The 17,890-nt window shown below is 70.6% G+C and carries 14 protein-coding genes; 10 read left to right on the top strand and 4 right to left on the bottom strand.

From position 1 onward, the window contains the following. Window positions 1-21: 21 nt before the first annotated feature. Window positions 22-1,995, top strand: coding sequence for an ATP-dependent DNA helicase (locus tag IE136_RS29275; protein ID WP_189601822.1), 1,974 nt, complete (start codon window positions 22-24; stop codon window positions 1,993-1,995). Between the two features lie 175 nt (window positions 1,996-2,170). Here IE136_RS29275 and lexA read toward each other — a convergent pair whose 3' ends face one another. Further along, entirely contained in the window at window positions 2,171-2,962 is a 792-nt protein-coding gene (lexA, locus tag IE136_RS29280; protein WP_158991227.1) for a transcriptional repressor LexA, read from the bottom strand. A gap of 480 nt (window positions 2,963-3,442) precedes the next feature. On the opposite strand from lexA, the gene nrdR reads away from it, so the two are divergent. Further along, entirely contained in the window at window positions 3,443-3,955 is a 513-nt protein-coding gene (gene nrdR, locus IE136_RS29285) for a transcriptional regulator NrdR (RefSeq protein ID WP_158991230.1), read from the top strand. Between the two features lie 164 nt (window positions 3,956-4,119). Beyond that, window positions 4,120-7,008 (top strand): vitamin B12-dependent ribonucleotide reductase, encoded by a 2,889-nt coding sequence (locus IE136_RS29290; protein ID WP_189601823.1) that lies wholly within the window; start codon window positions 4,120-4,122, stop codon window positions 7,006-7,008. Between the two features lie 112 nt (window positions 7,009-7,120). Here IE136_RS29290 and IE136_RS29295 read toward each other — a convergent pair whose 3' ends face one another. After that, window positions 7,121-7,651, bottom strand: a complete 531-nt coding sequence (locus tag IE136_RS29295) for a TerD family protein (protein ID WP_189601824.1) — start codon at window positions 7,649-7,651, stop codon at window positions 7,121-7,123. Window positions 7,652-7,732: 81 nt separating this feature from the next. On the opposite strand from IE136_RS29295, the gene IE136_RS29300 reads away from it, so the two are divergent. Next, the gene (locus IE136_RS29300) at window positions 7,733-8,581 is read left to right on the top strand and encodes an arylamine N-acetyltransferase family protein (protein WP_229819262.1); all 849 of its coding nucleotides are present in this window, start codon (window positions 7,733-7,735) and stop codon (window positions 8,579-8,581) included. Between the two features lie 33 nt (window positions 8,582-8,614). Next, complete coding sequence (locus IE136_RS29305) at window positions 8,615-9,220, top strand: YdbC family protein (RefSeq protein WP_189601825.1); 606 nt, start codon at window positions 8,615-8,617, stop codon at window positions 9,218-9,220. A gap of 10 nt (window positions 9,221-9,230) precedes the next feature. Here the strand turns inward: IE136_RS29305 and IE136_RS29310 are convergent, their stop codons facing one another. Then, window positions 9,231-9,887 carry a TetR/AcrR family transcriptional regulator gene (locus tag IE136_RS29310; protein ID WP_158991241.1) on the bottom strand — a complete coding sequence of 219 codons (657 nt, stop codon included), beginning with the start codon at window positions 9,885-9,887 and terminating at the stop codon, window positions 9,231-9,233. A 132-nt stretch (window positions 9,888-10,019) separates the two neighbouring features. Here IE136_RS29310 and IE136_RS29315 point away from each other — a divergent pair, with 132 nt between their 5' ends. From IE136_RS29315 to IE136_RS29330, 4 genes are all read left to right on the top strand, one after another. Continuing rightward, window positions 10,020-11,645, top strand: coding sequence for an ABC-F family ATP-binding cassette domain-containing protein (locus IE136_RS29315; RefSeq protein WP_189601826.1), 1,626 nt, complete (start codon window positions 10,020-10,022; stop codon window positions 11,643-11,645). A 33-nt stretch (window positions 11,646-11,678) separates the two neighbouring features. Next, window positions 11,679-12,338 (top strand): histidine phosphatase family protein, encoded by a 660-nt coding sequence (locus IE136_RS29320; protein ID WP_158991244.1) that lies wholly within the window; start codon window positions 11,679-11,681, stop codon window positions 12,336-12,338. Between the two features lie 12 nt (window positions 12,339-12,350). Continuing rightward, window positions 12,351-13,262 (top strand): ADP-ribosylglycohydrolase family protein, encoded by a 912-nt coding sequence (locus IE136_RS29325; protein ID WP_158991247.1) that lies wholly within the window; start codon window positions 12,351-12,353, stop codon window positions 13,260-13,262. A gap of 263 nt (window positions 13,263-13,525) precedes the next feature. Then, on the top strand, window positions 13,526-15,286 hold the full coding sequence (locus tag IE136_RS29330; protein ID WP_373309177.1) for a DUF4153 domain-containing protein: 1,761 nt from the start codon (window positions 13,526-13,528) through the stop codon (window positions 15,284-15,286). A gap of 189 nt (window positions 15,287-15,475) precedes the next feature. Here the strand turns inward: IE136_RS29330 and IE136_RS29335 are convergent, their stop codons facing one another. After that, window positions 15,476-17,029, bottom strand: a complete 1,554-nt coding sequence (locus tag IE136_RS29335; RefSeq protein ID WP_189601827.1) for an MFS transporter — start codon at window positions 17,027-17,029, stop codon at window positions 15,476-15,478. A gap of 133 nt (window positions 17,030-17,162) precedes the next feature. Between IE136_RS29335 and IE136_RS29340 the strand changes: the two genes are divergently transcribed. After that, the gene (locus IE136_RS29340; protein WP_158991253.1) at window positions 17,163-17,792 is read left to right on the top strand and encodes a TetR/AcrR family transcriptional regulator; all 630 of its coding nucleotides are present in this window, start codon (window positions 17,163-17,165) and stop codon (window positions 17,790-17,792) included. Window positions 17,793-17,890: the final 98 nt, after the last annotated feature.

Raw genomic sequence — 17,890 nt, forward strand, 5'->3', positions numbered from 1 at the left:
GCGCCGTAGGCTGGACGCGCTATGACGAAGCCATCCCTCCCCGACCTCCTCCACGCCGCCGTCTCCGCCGTCGGCGGTGTGGAGCGGCCCGGCCAGGTCACCATGGCCGAGGCAGTTGCCGAGGCCATCGACGACAGCTCCCACCTCCTCGTCCAGGCCGGCACCGGTACCGGAAAGTCCCTCGGCTACCTGGTGCCGGCGCTGGCGCACGGCGAGCGCGTGGTGGTGGCCACGGCCACCCTGGCACTCCAGCGCCAGCTGGTCGAGCGCGACCTTCCGCGCACGGTCGAGGCACTTCACCCGCAGCTGCGGCGCCGCCCGGAGTTCGCCATGCTCAAGGGGCGGTCGAACTACCTCTGCCTCCACCGCCTCCACGAAGGCGTTCCCCAGGACGAGGAGGACGGCCTCTTCGACCCCTTCGAGGCCGCGGCTCCCACGAGCAAGCTGGGCCAGGACCTGCTCCGGCTGCGGGACTGGTCCGACGAGACGGAGACCGGTGACCGGGACAACCTGACGCCGGGCGTCTCCGACCGGGCCTGGGCGCAGGTGTCGGTCTCCTCCCGCGAGTGCCTGGGAGCGAGCAAATGCGCGTACGGGGCGGAGTGTTTCGCCGAGGCGGCCCGGGAGCGGGCGAAGCTCGCCGATGTCGTCGTCACCAACCACGCGCTGCTCGCCATCGACGCGATCGAGGGCGCCCCCGTCCTCCCGCAGCATGAGGTGCTGATCGTCGACGAGGCCCACGAGCTGGTCTCCCGCGTGACCGGCGTGGCCACCGGTGAGCTCACCCCCGGCCAGGTCAACCGGGCGGTCCGCCGGGCCGCGAAGCTGGTCGACGAGAAGACCGCCGACCAGCTCCAGACCGCCGCCGAGGGCTTCGAGCGGGTGATGGAGCTGGCTCTGCCGGGCCGCCTGGAGGAGATCCCGGAGGACCTGGGCTACGCCCTGACGGCGCTGCGCGACGCCGCCCGCGCGGTGATCACGGCGCTCGGCTCCACCCGGGACAAGTCCGTCCAGGACGAGGACGCGGTCCGCAAGCAGGCCATGGCGTCGGTCGAGACCGTTCACGGCGTCGCGGAGCGGATCACCCAGGGCTCCGAGTACGACGTCGTCTGGTACGAACGTCACGACCGGTTCGGCGCCTCCCTGCGGGTGGCACCGCTGTCGGTCTCCGGGCTGCTGCGGGAGAAGCTCTTCGCGGACCGGTCCGTGGTCCTCACCTCTGCGACCCTGAAGCTCGGCGGCGACTTCAACGGGGTCGGCGCGTCGCTCGGGCTCGCCCCGGAGGGGACACAGGGCGACGACGTCCCGGTGTGGAAGGGCATCGACGTCGGCTCGCCGTTCGACTACCCCAAGCAGGGCATTCTCTATGTCGCCAAGCACCTGGCCAGGCCCGCACGCGACGGCGACCGCGCCGACATGCTCGACGAGCTGACCGAGCTGATGCAGGCGGCGGGCGGCCGCACCCTCGGTCTGTTCTCCTCGATGCGCGCCGCCCAGCTCGCGGCGGAGGAGCTGCGCTCCCGCATCCCCGAGTTCCCGATCCTGCTCCAGGGCGAGGACACACTCGGCGAGCTGATCAAGACGTTCTCGGCCGAGCCGCAGACCTGCCTGTTCGGGACGCTCTCGTTGTGGCAGGGGGTGGATGTCCCGGGCGCCAGCTGTCAGCTGGTGGTGATGGACAAGATCCCCTTCCCGCGCCCGGACGACCCGCTGATGAGCGCGCGCCAGAAGGCGGTCGAGGAGGCCGGCGGCAACGGCTTCATGGCGGTGGCGGCGACGCACGCGGCCCTGCTGATGGCCCAGGGGGCGGGACGACTCGTCCGTGCCTCCGGAGACCGTGGGGTCGTCGCCGTACTCGACCCGCGGCTCGCCACAGCCCGGTACGGCGGCTACTTGAAGTCGTCACTCCCCGACTTCTGGTACACCACGGACCGTAACCAGGTGCGCAAGTCACTGGCGGCGATCGATGCCGCCTCGAAGGCCGCAGGGGTCTGAGGAGGGGGCTTCCGCTCCCAGAAGGCTCTGGGAGAGGGCCCCTCGAAGGGGGCCGGAAACGCCTCAGGGCCCCTGCCGTACGGGCAGGGGCCCTGAGGGGCCACGGGAGGACGGAGCAGGGCCCCGGGACCGGCGCAGTGGATCCCGAGGCCCGGTCAGAACGGGCGAGATGGTGTCACACTCGCCGCAGTACGGCGACCACCTTGCCGAGGATGGTGGCCTCGTCGCCGGGGATCGGCTGGTACGCCGCGTTGTGCGGCAGCAGCCAGACGTGACCGTCCTCGCGCTTGAAGCGCTTGACCGTGGCCTCGCCGTCGAGCATGGCCGCCACGATGTCGCCGTTCTCCGCGACCGGCTGGCGGCGCACGGTCACCCAGTCGCCGTCACAGATGGCGGCCTCGATCATCGAGTCTCCGACGACCTTGAGCACGAACAGCTCGCCGTCGCCGACCAGCTGCCGAGGCAGCGGGAAGACGTCCTCGACCGACTCCTCGGCGAGGATCGGGCCACCGGCGGCGATCCGGCCGACCAGCGGAACGTATGAGGCGGCGGGCTTGCCGGAGGTGTCCGTCGGCTGGGTGCTGGGCTGGTCCGAGCCGCGCACCTCGTATGCACGCGGCCGGTGCGGGTCGCGGCGGAGGAAGCCCTTGCGCTCCAGGGCCATCAGCTGGTGAGCGACCGAGGAGGTGCTGGACAGGCCCACCGCCTGACCGATCTCACGCATCGACGGCGGGTAGCCGCGGCGCTGGACCGAGTCGCGGATGACCTCGATGACCCTCCGCTGGCGATCCGTGAGGCCGGAGCTGTCGGCCCTGATGCCTGGAGGTCGTCCGGGCAAGGAGCGCGCGGGCCGGCCTGGCTCGCCGTCCCCGTTCATGACTGCGTCGTTCATGGCATGCACCGGCTCGAGTCGGCCCTGGGAGCGGTCCTGGGCAGTGATGGTGGCACTGTCTGCGGTGGTGGTCACGTCGGCGGCCCCTCTCGAATGGTCTCCCTGGCTGGCACAACGGTAGTGGCTTTCGAAAGGTTGCGCCAAACACACGTTCGAGTGAAAAATCGCAGATTGCCTTACGTGGTTCCGCAGGTAGGTGTATGCGTACGCCCGGCCACGGTGGCGAATTCGGTCATTACGGTAGCGTTCGCCGTCGACGCGGACGGCACCGGGGTCGCCCCACCAGTGTGGCATCCGAGGGGCCCGAATCGGCGGCGCCGCGCGCTTCCCGTACCCTCGTCGCCGACCGTCGGCATCCCGGGCCCACGACACGCGCGAAGTGCCGTAAAAGCCGTCCAACCCCAGATCTAGTGGTTGGATTGCATCAGCCACCTAGAGGTTGTGGTCCCCGGTCTGTCGGGGGTGCGAGCATCGCCTATGCTGGTGGTCGCTTCGAGGGGCCTTGACGGGCCCCGGTGAGGCTATTCAGTCGTGCCATGAGGGAGGGTCGGAGCCATGCATTGCCCCTTCTGCAGGCACCCCGACAGCCGTGTCGTCGACAGTCGCACCACCGACGACGGGACGTCGATCCGACGCCGCCGCCAGTGCCCCGACTGCTCCCGTCGCTTCACGACGGTGGAGACCGCGTCGCTGATGGTGATCAAGCGGTCCGGAGTGACCGAACCCTTCAGTCGCACCAAGGTCATCTCCGGCGTGCGCAAGGCGTGCCAGGGGCGGCCCGTGACCGAGGACGCCCTCGCCAAGCTCGGCCAGCGGGTCGAGGAGGCGGTGCGCGCCACCGGGAGCGCCGAGCTGACCACCCACGACGTGGGGCTGGCCATCCTCGGCCCGTTGCAGGAGCTCGATCTCGTGGCGTACCTGCGCTTCGCATCCGTTTACAAGGCTTTCGACAGCCTCGACGACTTCGAGGCCGCCGTCGCGGAACTCCGTGAGCAGCGGCCTCTCGCAGAGGAACGCGGGACCGGAGCGACCCCAGAGGTCCCCGTTCCCGCCACCGCCGCCGACTGACCGGCGGACCGGGCCAGGGCGAGAGCCCGGCCGGGACCGGTCGTGAGCGGCCGAAAAGACGTGTCGCGAGTGCCATCGACGGTGCTCGCGGCAGCAGACAAGAAGACGGTGCCCCGGGATTTTCTGGGCACTTCAGGGTGTTTTGCCCGTATATGGGAGGCGGCATGACAGAGACGGCGAGCGGTCCGGCACGAGGTTCCCGCGCCAAGGGGACCAAGGCGAGCAAGGGCCTGCGCATCGAGCGCATCCACACCACTCCTGGCGTGCATCCGTACGACGAGGTGGTCTGGGAGCGTCGTGACGTCGTCATGACCAACTGGCGCGACGGCTCGATCAACTTCGAGCAGCGTGGCGTCGAGTTCCCCGACTTCTGGTCGGTGAACGCGGTCAACATCATCACCAGCAAGTACTTCCGGGGAGCCGTCGGCACCCCGCAGCGCGAGACCGGTCTCAAGCAGCTCATCGACCGGATCGTGAAGACGTACACGAAGGCCGGCGAGGAGCACGGCTACTTCGCCTCGCCCGCCGACGCCGAGATCTTCGAGCACGAGCTGGCGTACGCCCTCCTGCACCAGATCTTCAGCTTCAACTCGCCGGTCTGGTTCAACGTCGGCACGCCGCAGCCCCAGCAGGTCTCCGCCTGCTTCATCCTGTCCGTCGACGACTCCATGGAGTCGATCCTCGACTGGTACAAGGAAGAGGGCATGATCTTCAAGGGCGGCTCCGGAGCCGGCCTGAACCTCTCCCGCATCCGCTCCTCCAAGGAGCTCCTCTCCTCCGGCGGCAACGCCTCCGGCCCGGTCTCCTTCATGCGCGGCGCCGACGCCTCCGCAGGAACGATCAAGTCCGGTGGCGCCACCCGCCGCGCGGCCAAGATGGTCATCCTCGACGTCGACCACCCCGACATCGAGGACTTCATCGAGACCAAGGTCAAGGAGGAGGAGAAGATCCGCGCCCTGCGTGACGCGGGCTTCGACATGGACCTGGGCGGCGACGACATCACGTCCGTCCAGTACCAGAACGCCAACAACTCGGTCCGCGTGAACGACGAGTTCATGAAGGCCGTCGAGTCCGGCGGCAAGTTCGGCCTGCGTGCCCGCATGACCGGTGAGGTCATCGAGGAGGTCGAGGCCAAGGGGCTGTTCCGCAAGATGGCCGAGGCCGCCTGGGCCTGCGCCGACCCCGGCATCCAGTACGACGACACGATCAACCGCTGGCACACCTGCCCCGAGTCGGGCCGGATCAACGGCTCGAACCCGTGCAGCGAGTACATGCACCTGGACAACACGTCCTGCAACCTCGCCTCGCTGAACCTGATGAAGTTCCTCAAGGACGACGGCAAGGGCAACCAGTCGTTCGACTCCGAGCGCTTCGCCAAGGTCGTCGAGCTCGTCATCACCGCGATGGACATCTCCATCTGCTTCGCCGACTTCCCCACCCAGAAGATCGGTGAGAACACCCGCGCCTTCCGCCAGCTCGGCATCGGCTACGCCAACCTCGGCGCCCTGCTGATGGCGACCGGCCACGCGTACGACTCCGACGGTGGCCGCGCCCTGGCCGGTGCCATCACCTCGTTGATGACCGGAACCTCGTACAAGCGCTCCGCGGAGCTCGCCGCGGTCGTCGGCCCGTACGACGGCTACGCCCGCAACGCCGAGCCGCACCAGCGGGTCATGAAGCAGCACGCCGACGCCAACACCGTGGCCGTGCGCATGGACGACCTCGACTCGCCGATCTGGGCCGCCGCCACCGAGGCCTGGCAGGACGTGATCCGCCTCGGAGCCAAGAACGGCTTCCGCAACGCCCAGGCGTCGGTCATCGCCCCCACCGGCACCATCGGTCTCGCGATGTCCTGCGACACCACCGGTCTCGAGCCCGACCTGGCCCTGGTCAAGTTCAAGAAGCTGGTCGGCGGCGGCTCGATGCAGATCGTCAACGGCACCGTCCCGCAGGCCCTGCGCCGCCTGGGTTACCAGGAGGAGCAGATCGAGGCGATCGTCGCCCACATCGCCGAGCACGGCAACGTGATCGACGCCCCCGGTCTGAAGACCGAGCACTACGAGGTCTTCGACTGCGCCATGGGCGAGCGCTCCATCTCCGCGATGGGCCACGTCCGCATGATGGCCGCCATCCAGCCGTGGATCTCCGGCGCCCTCTCCAAGACCGTGAACCTGCCGGAGACGGCCACGGTCGAGGACGTCGAGGAGGTCTACTTCGAGGCGTGGAAGATGGGCGTCAAGGCGCTCGCGATCTACCGCGACAACTGCAAGGTCGGCCAGCCCCTCTCCGCGAAGAAGAAGGATCAGGAGAAGGCCGAGATCACCGAGAAGGCCGAGGAAACGATCCGCACCGCGGTCGAGAAGGTGGTCGAGTACCGCCCCGTCCGCAAGCGTCTTCCCAAGGGCCGTCCGGGGATCACCACCTCCTTCACGGTCGGTGGCGCCGAGGGCTACATGACCGCCAACTCCTACCCGGACGACGGTCTCGGTGAGGTCTTCCTGAAGATGTCCAAGCAGGGTTCGACCCTCGCGGGAATGATGGACGCCTTCTCCATCGCCGTCTCCGTCGGTCTGCAGTACGGCGTTCCGCTGGAGACCTACGTCTCCAAGTTCACCAACATGCGCTTCGAGCCGGCCGGCATGACGGACGACCCGGACGTGCGGATGGCGCAGTCGATCGTCGACTACATTTTCCGCCGCCTGGCGCTGGACTTCCTGCCCTTCGAGACCCGCTCCGCGCTCGGCATCCACTCCGCCGAGGAGCGTCAGCGCCACCTGGAGACGGGCTCCTACGAGCCCGCCGAGGACGAGGTGGACGTCGAGGGCCTGGCGCAGTCCGCACCGCGCCAGACGGAGACCCTGAAGGCCGTCGACCCGGTCGTCAAGGCCGAGGTCCCGGCTCCCAAGCAGGCGCACACCTCGGCGGAGCTCGTCGAGATGCAGCTCGGCATCAGTGCGGACGCTCCGCTCTGTTTCTCCTGCGGTACGAAGATGCAGCGCGCCGGCTCCTGCTACATCTGCGAGGGCTGCGGCTCGACCAGCGGTTGCAGCTGAACCGTCCGCGGCTGAGCGCCGTATGACGGTGGACACCGCGTGAAAGAAGGGGACCGGCCCGGGGCCGGTCCCCTTCCTCGTGCGTTCGCCCGCTCCGAGGGGCAGCCGGGGATCAGGCCGGTGGGGCGCCCATCACCGTCGTGAAGGTCTGCGGGTCGGCGTCGAATCCGCGGCGCAGCGGGCGGTACGACCAGGCGTTCGAGCCGTCCCGGGTGAACTCCGCGATCGTCGCGGCCGTGCAGTCGGCGGCATCGGCGAAGTCGTGGGAGGCCAGCTCCGTATAGCCCTCGCGGATCCGTACGCCGGTGTTGGCGACGGCGCCGAAGGTGAGCCGGCCACCTCCCTGCTGTATGGCCACGCCCACCACCACGCGCGCGTAGCGGGGTGCGAGCCGGTCCAGTTCCAGGGTCAGCGCCTCGTCGTAGCCGAAGCCCTGTCCCGTACGGCTCTCCCGGTTGAGCGTGATCGTCCCGTCGGGGGAGCGACTGTCGAAGTGCACGAGATAGGCCGCCGAGCCGTATGGGTCGTCGGCCGTGTAGACGCCGGCCACCAGGTCCAGGTCATGCGGCGGAGCGCCGACCGGGCTGGGGTCCCACTTGAGCGTCACCTCGACCTTGCCGACCCCCTTGTTGAGTCCGCTCACCGTGATTCCCCTCTCCGCGTACGAAGCGCACCGCTGGTCCGGTCAACTGCCCGTGGTCCCGAGCAGGTTGTTCATGGTGTCATGTCGCACGGCCGGAACGAGGGGGAGAACATGTGGAGCGGTGACGAGCTTGATCTGGACGCCTACCTGGAGCGCGTCGGGTACGAAGGGGAACTCGCGCCGACGGTCCGTACGTTGAGTGCGTTGCACCGGGCGCATGTGCGGGCGATTCCCTTCGAGAACCTGGATGTCGCGCTTGGCCGGGTGGTGTCGCTCGAGGTCAAGAGCCTCCAGTCGAAGCTGGTGCGGAGCCGGCGGGGTGGCTACTGCTACGAGCAGAACTCGCTCTTCGCCGCGGTCCTCGAACGGCTCGGCTTTCATGTGGCGGGTCGGGGCGCGAGGAACCGTACGCGCGGGGACGTGCTGCTGCCCGTGACGCACGCGCTGCTGGTCGTCACGGTGGACGGCCGGCCGTGGCTCGCCGACACCGGGTTCGGTCAGCAGGGCCCGCTGGAGCCGGTGCCGCTGCGCGAAGGGGCCCGGGTCGAACAGGGGGGCTGGACCTTCGGGATAGACGTCGAGGACGAGGGCATCCACGTCCTGCGCTCACTGCGACCCGAAGGGTGGAAGGACCTGTACGCCTTCTCTCCGCAGACCCTCTGTCCCGGTGACTTCACCGTCATGAACCACTACAGCTCCAGCCATCCGCGGTCGAGCTTCGTCGGCAAGGTGGTGGCGCAGCAGCCCGGAGCCGGAGTCCGTCGGGCGCTGATCCGCGACCTGCTGACGACCGTCCGGGCGGACGGGACGGTGGAGGAACGCACGGTGGGCCCGGGGGAGTTGATCCAGACCCTGTCCGAGGTGTTCGGTATCGAACTGGATGCCGAGGAGTCGGCCGCTCTCGTGAGAGTGCACTCTGCCGTGGTCTGACGGGCGCCGTGTCCGGCCCCCTAGGATGGCGCGGTGCTGGTCAAGTGGATTCGCTGCACCGTGGTGGACCGTCGGGGGTTCGAGCGGGGACAGCGGAAATGGGCGGGGCTGCTGGGTGAGCCGGGATTCCGGGGACAGGGCGGGGGGTGGAGCCGGGCGCGACCCGGCGTCGCCCACATCTTCGGCTTCTGGGAGAGCCGTGCCTTCTACGACTCGTTCATGGCGCGGTCGCACAACCGGCTCGCGGCCGCGCAGACGGGCACGTACAAGGACATCCAGGTCAAGCTCTTCGACCACCGCTTCGACGTGAAGACGGGCTTCGAGCCGAGGTTCACGGACGCCGACGTGGCCAGGGTGGCGCACTGCCGTGTGCACGAGGACCGCGTCGAGCACTTCGCGCTGATGCAGGAGAAGGTGTGGAACCCGGCGATGGCCGGGTCGCCCGGAATGCTGCGCGGGCTGTTCGGAGAGGCGCCCGGGAACGAGTTCATCGTGCTGTCGATGTGGCGGTCCGCCGCCGAGCACGGCAAGTACCGGACGGAGCGCGTCGAACGGCTCGGGCTGCGCGCCCAGACGGAGGCCGACGTGGCGGCGCTGACCGGGGACGTGGTGCAGCTCGAGCCGTCCTGGACGGTCTGACGCACTCCCGTCACGTCCCGTCGGCATGCTCCTGACCGGGCGTGGGCGGGGCGACGAACGCACCCGCCCGCACCGCCGCCAGCGCCGCTCGCGCCGACTGGTCCGCCGTCGCGCCGTCGAGCGGTTCGCGGGTGACGAACAGGCGCAGGAACAAGGGCGCCGAGACGGCGCGCACGACAGCGCCGGGGTCCGTGCCCTCGGGGGCCTCGCCGCGAGCGAGCGCTCGCTCGACGACGGCTTCGCAGCGGGTGAAGCGCTCGGCGTAGAAGGCGCGCAGGGCGCCGGCCGCCCGCTCGGACTGGAAGGCGGCGCCGACGAACGCGGTGGGGCCTGCCGCGGCCGCCGGGTCGGCGAAGGAGTCGACCACCTCGTGGGCCAGCGCCCGCAGATCGCCGTCCAGGCTGCCGGTGTCCGGCGGGGTCCAGGTGTCCTCGCCCGCCAGGTCGAGAGCGTCGGCGACAAGTCCCTCGAGGCTGCCCCAGCGGCGGTAGAGCGTGGTCTTGTGCACGCCGGAATGCTCCGCCACGTACTCGACGGTGAGGGCCGGGTAGCCGTGCTCGGCCAGGCCGGTCAGGACGGCGTCGCGGACGGCCGCCCGGGTGCGTGCCGTACGGCCGCCGGGGCGACGGCTGCCTGGCGCCGGGGTCTGGTCGCGTTCGATCGGCACGTTCAATTGCTACTCCCGTTGCGTTAGTGGGATCGAGTGTGCCACACTTCTCGTAACGCGACACCCGTTGCATTTAGCGTTCGGTGTCGGTGTCGCGGCCTGTCCTTTTCGACCGAAGCCCCGGAGGCGCCCTTGCCCACTCAGATCTCGCTGCGGGACGTCACCGTCTCCCGCGGTGAACGGATGCTGCTCGACCAGGTCTCGCTCACCGTGCGCCCCGGCGAGCGGATCGGGATCGTGGGGGAGAACGGCGCCGGCAAGTCCACGCTGCTCCGCCTCTTCGCCGGACTCGACGCGCCGGACGAGGGTGAGGTCGTCACCCTGGCCGACGGCGGTGCGGGACTGCTGGCACAGACTCCCCGTCTCTCCGCCGACCACACCGTCGCCGACGCCGTCGACGACTCCCTGGCAGAGCTCCGCGCCATGGAGCAGCGGCTCCGAGCGCTCGAAGCACGGCTCGGTGCCGAGGGCGATGACGTACGCGCCCAGGGCCTACTCGACGAGTACGGCGACCTGCTGACCGCCTTCGAGCTGCGCGGGGGCTACGAGGCGGACGCCCGGACCGACAAGGCCATGCACGGGCTGGGCCTCGGCCACGTGGACAGGCGCCGCCCGCTCGGCAGCCTGTCGGGCGGTGAACAGGCCCGGCTCGGCATCGCCTGCGCCGTCGCGGCGGCTCCCGAGGTGCTGCTGCTGGACGAGCCGACCAACCACCTCGACGAGCAGGCCCTCGACTGGCTCGAGGGCACACTGCTCGCGCACCGGGGAACGGTCGTCGCCGTCTCTCACGACCGGGCATTCCTCGAACGGATCGCCACCTCGGTGCTGGAGGTCGACGCCGACCGGCGCACGGTCGTCCGGTACGGCGACGGATACGCCGGCTTCCGGGCCGAACGGGCGGCCGCCCGGCGGCGTTGGGAGCAGGAGTACGAGGAGTGGTGCGCGGAGACCGCACGGCTGGCGGCCTACGCCGTCACCACCGCCCACGGGGTGGCCGACGGCCGCTCCATCAAGGACAACAACAAGATGGCCTACGACCGGGCGGGCGGCCGGGTCCAGGCCGCCGTCTCCGGGAGGGTGCGCAACGCCCAGGAACGGCTGCGGCGGCTTCGCGCGGACCCGGTGCCCAAGCCCCCGCAGCCGCTCGCCTTCACGGCCCGGCCGGTCGACGGAGGAGCCGAGGGGGAGCTGGTGAGCCTGGCCGGCGTGCGGGTCGGGGACCGGCTGAGCGTCGACCGCCTGACGGTCCGGGCGGGGGAGAAGCTGCTGATCCACGGCGGCAACGGTGCGGGCAAGTCGACCCTGCTGCGGGTCATGGCGGGGCTGTCCCAGCCGGACTCGGGGGAGGTCCGGCGCGCGGGCCGGACCGGATTCCTGGCCCAGGAGATACCGTCCCACCGGCCGGCGGAGCGGGTCCTCGCCGCCTTCGGGCGGGGACTGGCGATCACCGAGGACGAGCAGGCGGAACTGCTCTTGTCGTACGGGCTGTTCCGCTCGGCGGACCTTCACGTTCCCGTCGGCAGCCTCTCCGCCGGGCAGCGCCGCAGGCTCGCGCTGGCCCGCCTTCTGGCCCGCCCCGCAGACCTGCTGCTCCTCGACGAGCCGGCCAATCACCTGGCGCTCGGCCTGGTCGAGGAGCTCGAGGACGCGCTCGAGCACTGGGCCGGCGCCCTGGTGGTCGTCTCTCACGACCGGCGGCTGCGTCGCCGGTTCACCGGCCGGATACGCCGGATGGAGTGCGGGCGCCTACTCGACTGAGCCCGGCGAAGGCGTGCGATCTAGGGTCGTGGCATGGCACGACCACGGCGCATCGTTCTCGTACGGCACGGAGAGTCCGAGGGCAATGCCGATGACACCGTGTACGAACGGGAGCCCGACCACGCGCTCCGGCTCACCCCGACCGGGCTGCGGCAGGCGGAGGAGACGGGGGCACGGCTTCGGGAACTGTTCGGGAAGGAACGGGTCAGCGTCTACGTGTCGCCGTACCGCCGCACGCACGAGACGTTCCGGGCCTTCCGGCTCGACCCGGCGCGCGTCCGGGTCAGGGAGGAGCCGCGGCTGCGGGAGCAGGACTGGGGAAACTGGCAGGACAGGGAGGACATCCGGCTGCAGAGGGCGTACCGCGACGCGTACGGACACTTCTTCTACCGCTTCGCGCAGGGCGAGTCGGGGGCCGATGTGTACGACCGGGTCGGGGCGTTCCTGGAGAGCCTGTACCGCAGTTTCGAGGCGCCCGACCATCCGCCGAACGTGCTGCTGGTGACCCACGGGCTGACCATGCGCCTGTTCTGCATGCGCTGGTTCCACTGGACGGTCGCCGAATTCGAGTCGCTGTCGAATCCGGACAACGGCGAGACGAGGATCCTGCTCCTCGGCGAGTCCGGCAAGTACACCCTGGACCGGCCGTTCGAACGCTGGCACACCCCGGAGCCGTACGGGTACACCGGATAGAGTGGCAGAGCGATGACCGCTGACTCCTCTCTCGACCGGCGCTTCGACCGCGCCCTGGCCAGCCTCCGAGGGCTGGCCGTGGGAGACGCCCTGGGCTCCCAGTTCTTCGTCCCCGCCAACTATCCGCTGCTGAAACGACGCGATCTCCCCGCCGGCCCCTGGCAGTGGACCGACGACACCGAGATGGCCTGCTCGGTCCTGGCCGTGCTCGCCCGGCACGAGCGGATCGATCAGGACGCGCTCGCCCACTCGTTCGCCGAGCACCACGACTTCGACCGGGGGTACGGCCCCGCCGTCAACCGCATGCTCCGGCTCATCAGGGAGGGCGGCGACTGGCGGGAGCTGGCCGCCGCGCTCTTCAAGGGGCAGGGTTCGTGGGGCAACGGTGCCGCGATGCGGGTCGCCCCGCTCGGCGCCTGGTACGCCGACGACCCCGAGCAGGCGACGCACCAGGCCGAGATCTCCGCCTACACCACGCACCAGCACCGCGAAGCCGTGGTCGGCGCGATGGCCGTCGCGGCCGCTGCCGCGCTGGCCGCGAATCCGGCGGGACCGCCCACCCCCACGGACCTCCTCGACGGCGTCGTCGCGCTCGTGCCGCGCAGCGCCGTCGGCGCGGGGCTGCGCAGAGCCCGCGACATGCTCGACTACGGCGACGCCGCGACCGTGGCCGCGGTGCTCGGAAGCGGGCGCCGTACCAGTGCCCACGACACCGTGCCCTTCGCCCTGTGGTCCGCGGCCCGCGCCCTCGGTGACTTCGAGCAGGTGTTCTGGACGACCGCCCAGGTCGGCGGCGATGTCGACACGACCTGCGCCATCGCGGGCGGAGTGGTCGCCGCCCACGCCGCGGGCGCGCCGCCCGCCGCCTGGCTGGAGCAGACGGAGGAGCTGCCGGACTGGGTGCCGACCGCCGTGCGTTCCTGAAGCGGCCCGACCGAGGGCCGGCCGGGCCGACAGCCGGCCGGCTGTCGGCCCGGCTATCAGCCCGCCCGGTACCGGTGGAATGTCCGGCGGTGAGTGTCACGGTCCTGCCACAGCGCCGCTCGACATCGGGCGAACGTCGGGACCGGGGTTAGAGTCGGCCACTCCGAAGCGCTGATCATGACAAAAGCGCGCCGACGAGACACCCGGACCGCAGGACTCCGCCGTCATGGCCACGTACGCGGCCCGGGTCGGGAGGGGGTCCCGTGCCCGATACACCGTCCGTACCGACACCGCACGACAGCACACCGGGGGAACCGGAGCCCCGGCCCGGCGACACGCCCGCGCCGCCCGGAGCCGTACCGGCCGCGCCCGCCGGAGCCGTACCGGCCGCCGTACCGATGTCGAAGCACGGCGGGGCCGCGTCGCCGGCTCCACCGCAGGCCCGGGCGGCGGCCTACGCGGGGCGGCCCGGCGGGCCCGGACCGCGCAACCCCTGGGGGCCGCCACCTCGGGCGGAGACCTGGCTCACCCGGCTGCGCCCAGGCCCGCCGGCCCGGGTGACCGGACCGACCCTCTGGGCCGTCCTGGCCACCGCCCTCCTCAGCGCGCTGCTGCTCGGCGACGGCCTCGGTCTCAACCTGGTCATCGTGGCCGTCCCCGCCATCCTCGCCGCCACCTTCGCCGCCCGCGCCGCAGGCCGTCGCCCCCGCCCCTGGACGCTGGTGTGGGCGGCCGGCGGCCTCGCCCTTCTCGCCGTGCCGGCCCTGCGGGACGCGGGCTGGCCGACGTTCCTCGCGATCGTCTCAGCCCTGGTGCTGACCGCCTTCGCCCTGCACGGCGGCGGAGGCTGGCCCAGCATCCTGTTCGGACCCATCGGCCTGATCGACTCCCTGGGCTCCGGTACGACCTGGGCCTGGCGAGGGCTCCGCGACCGGGCGGACGGTTCGCGAGGCCGCTGGGGCCCGGCCGTGCGTACGACCGGGGTGGCCGTCGTCCTGCTCGTCGTCTTCGGTGCCCTGTTCGCGGGCGCGGACGCGGCCTTCGCCGATCTGCTCGGCGCGCTGATCCCCGACCTCTCCCTGGACCAGACGCCCTGGCGGCTCTCGTTCTTCCTGCTCGGCCTCTTCGGCGCGATCGCCGTCGCCCGTACCGCGGCGGCGCCCCTGCGCTGGGACCGGATGGTCATCCCCCCAGGCCGGGCACGCGCCCGATGGGAGTGGGCCCTGCCGCTCATCGTCCTGAACCTGCTCTTCGCCGCCTTCAACGCCGTCCAACTCGGCGTTCTCTTCGGCGGCTACGACAAGGTCCTCGCGGAGACCGGTCTGACGTACTCCGAGTACGCGCGCCAGGGCTTCTGGCAGCTCCTGACAGCCACTCTGCTCACTCTCGTGGTGATCGGCCTCGCCCTGCGCTGGGCGCCCCGGGCCGACGCCCGGGACCGGACACTCGTCCGTGCCGTGCTCGGCACCCTGTGCGTGCTCACGCTCGTCGTGGTCGCCTCCGCCCTGCGCAGGATGGACCTGTATGTGGACGCGTACGGTCTCACCCGGCTGCGCGTCTCCGTGGCCGCGATGGAGATCTGGCTCGGAGTGGTCATCCTGCTGATCATGGCCGCGGGGATCCTCGGCGCGCGCCTCCTGCCGCGTGCGCTGGCGGTGAGCGCGGCCGTGGCCGTGGTGGCCTTCGGGGTCGTCTCGCCCGACGCGCTCGTCGCCGAGCGCAATGTCGAGAGGTACGACCGCCTCGGCAAGATCGACCTTCCCTATCTCGAGGGGCTCTCGGCCGACGCCGTCCCCGCGCTCGACCGGCTGCCCGAGCCGCAGCGCTCCTGTGCGCTGCTGGACATCGAGGCTCGGCTGCGGGGGGACGACGGCGGGTGGTACGCCACCAGTTGGTCGGAGGCGAGAGCGCGGGCGATCCTGGCCGATCGCGGGATCGACCGGTCGGGGACGAATTGCGGCAGGCCGAGCAGGGAGGACGATTACGACCCGTACGCGGACGGCGCCTTCTACGGCACTCCCTGAACGCACGGTGAAGGGAGCCCAGCTCGGAGCCCTTCGCTCCGGACGGCCCGGTCGGACCCGCTCGGGTTCCTTCGCTCCGGTCGGCCCGGTCGCCCCGGTCGGCTCAGGCGTGTCCTTTGCCTCGGCCGGGCCCGGAGGCGGGTCCCCGCCCTGCCTCGAGGCCCGGCCTCCCCAGGGAGGCCGGCCCGTCTAGGTGGCAGGGCCCGCGGCCTCGGCCTTGCCGCTGAGTGCCTCCAGATCGCTCTTGCGTACCCGGATCACCGCGACCGCCGTGATCAGCGCGAGCGCGACCATGCCGACGGCTGCCATGAAGGCCGTCGACATGCCCGTCGTCAGCACGGCGTGGCCCCAGGGCGCCGGCATCTCCCCGGTGGCCGCGAACTCCGCCTTCTGCGCCGGGGTGGCGGTCGCGAGGAAGGCCGGCACCTGCTTCTCCGCCTCCTCGCGGCCGGCCGTGCCGAAGACCGTGACCAGGATGGACAGACCCAGCGAACCACCCACCTGCTGCGTGGCGTTGAGCAGCCCGGAAGCGGCACCCGCCTCGTGCTGCGCCACGCCCGAGACAGCCGTCAGGGTGAGCGTCACGAAGTTCAGGCCCATGCCGAAGCCGAACAGCACCATCGGGCCGAGGACGCCGCCGACGTACGTACTCTCGGGGGTGATGAACGTCTGCCAGAACAGACCGGCACCGGTGATCGCCGAGCCGGTCACCATGAACGGCTTCGGGCCGAGGGCCGGCAGCAGCCGCTGCGAGAGCCCGGCACCGGTGACGATCGCGACCGTCACCGGCAGGAACGCGAGTCCGGCGCGGATCGGGCTGTAGCCGAGCACGTTCTGCACGAACAGAACGATGAAGAAGAACATGCCGAACATGGCCGCCGCCAGGCTCAGCATGATGATGTACGTGCCCGACCGATTGCGGTCGGCGAACATCCTGAGCGGGGTGATGGGCTCCCGAGCCCGTGATTCGACGACCGCGAAGGCCCCGAGCAGGATCACGGCCGCGACGAAGGAACCGATCGTGAGCGGGTCGCGCCAGCCCTCCTCGGACGCCCGTATGAACCCGTAGACCAGCGAAGCCATGCCGAGGGTCGAGGTCAGGGCGCCCGCGACGTCGAAACGGCCGGGGTGGCGCTCCGACTCGTTGATGTAACGAGGAGTCAGGAAGGCGATCAACAGGCCGATCGGTACGTTGACGAACAGCACCCAGCGCCAGTCGAGCCACTCGGTGAGCATGCCCCCGGCCAGCAGGCCGATCGCGCCACCACCGGCGGAGACGGCGGCGAAGACACCGAACGCCCGGTTCCGCTCGGGGCCCTCGGGGAAGGTCGTCGTGATCAGCGCGAGCGACGTCGGTGAGGCGATCGCGCCGCCCACGCCCTGGAGAGCGCGTGCGGCCAGGAGGTGCCAGGGCTCCTGGGCGAAGCCGCCGAGCAGTGAGGCGAAGGTGAAGAGCAGGATGCCGGTCAGGAAGACGCGGCGGCGCCCCAGGATGTCGCCGGCCCTGCCGCCGAGCAGCAGAAGTCCGCCGAAGGTGAGGGTGTAGGCACTGAGCACCCACGACAGGTCGGTGGTGGAGAAGGAGAGCGCGTCCTGGATGTGCGGGAGCGCGATGTTCACGATGGTGGCGTCCAGCACGACCATCAGCTGGCAGGCGGCGATCACGGTGAGGGCGATTCCCGGTCGCCCTTCGCGCCGTGCGGCGCCCGGCGTGGTCTGTGTGTCCACTGGAGATGTTGTCACTATGGATCCCCCACGGAAGATGTAGTGAACGCACCCGTTCACTGTCATCAACGGTAGTGAGTCCCCGTCAGTGAACACAACCGTTCACTGGGCACTGCTGGTTGCCCTCGACCGTCTCAATGGAGAGCCCCTGATGGTTACTTCGCGCTCCGCGGCCGCCGCTCGGCCGCAAGGGGTTTCGTCGCCCCGACGCCGCGGCCCGGTACTGGAACGAGCCATTCTGGAGGCCGCGCTCGAGCAGTTGAGCACGGTCGGCTGGAACGGTCTGACCATGGAGGGGGTCGCGGTCGGGGCGCAGACCGGCAAAGCCGCCGTGTACCGGCGTTGGCCGTCGAAGGAGGACCTGGTCGCGGACGCCCTCCAGGCCGGGCTGCCGACGCTCGACGAGGCGCCCGACCACGGGAGCGTCCGTGAGGATCTCTATGAGCTGTGCGTGCGGGTGCGGGGGGCGATGTACTCGAAGGTGGGATTCGCCCTGCGGTCGGTGATTCACGAATGCGACAGCGAGGCCGCCGAGCGGTTCCATGGGCTGATCGTGAGGGGAGTGATCGAGCCCTCCACCTGCCTCTTCCGTGAGGTGGTGCGGCGCGGGATCAGGCGGGGTGACATTCGGGCGGACGCCACCGATGATCTGCTCTTCGACGTCATCCCGGCGATGATGATGTACCGCTCGAAGATGTGCGCCAGCGAATGGACGGACTCCGAGATCGCCGCCTTGGTCGATCAGGTCATGATGCCGCTCCTCCGCGCCCGGAGCACCTGAGGCGGTCGGCGAAGAGGCTTCGTACCCGACCGACGGGGATCGGGTTCGGGCCGTGCGGGCGAACAGGTTCGGACATCCGACGGGAATCCGGGTATCGC

The organism is Streptomyces lateritius, assembly GCF_014649715.1.
GTDB lineage: Bacteria > Actinomycetota > Actinomycetes > Streptomycetales > Streptomycetaceae > Streptomyces > Streptomyces lateritius.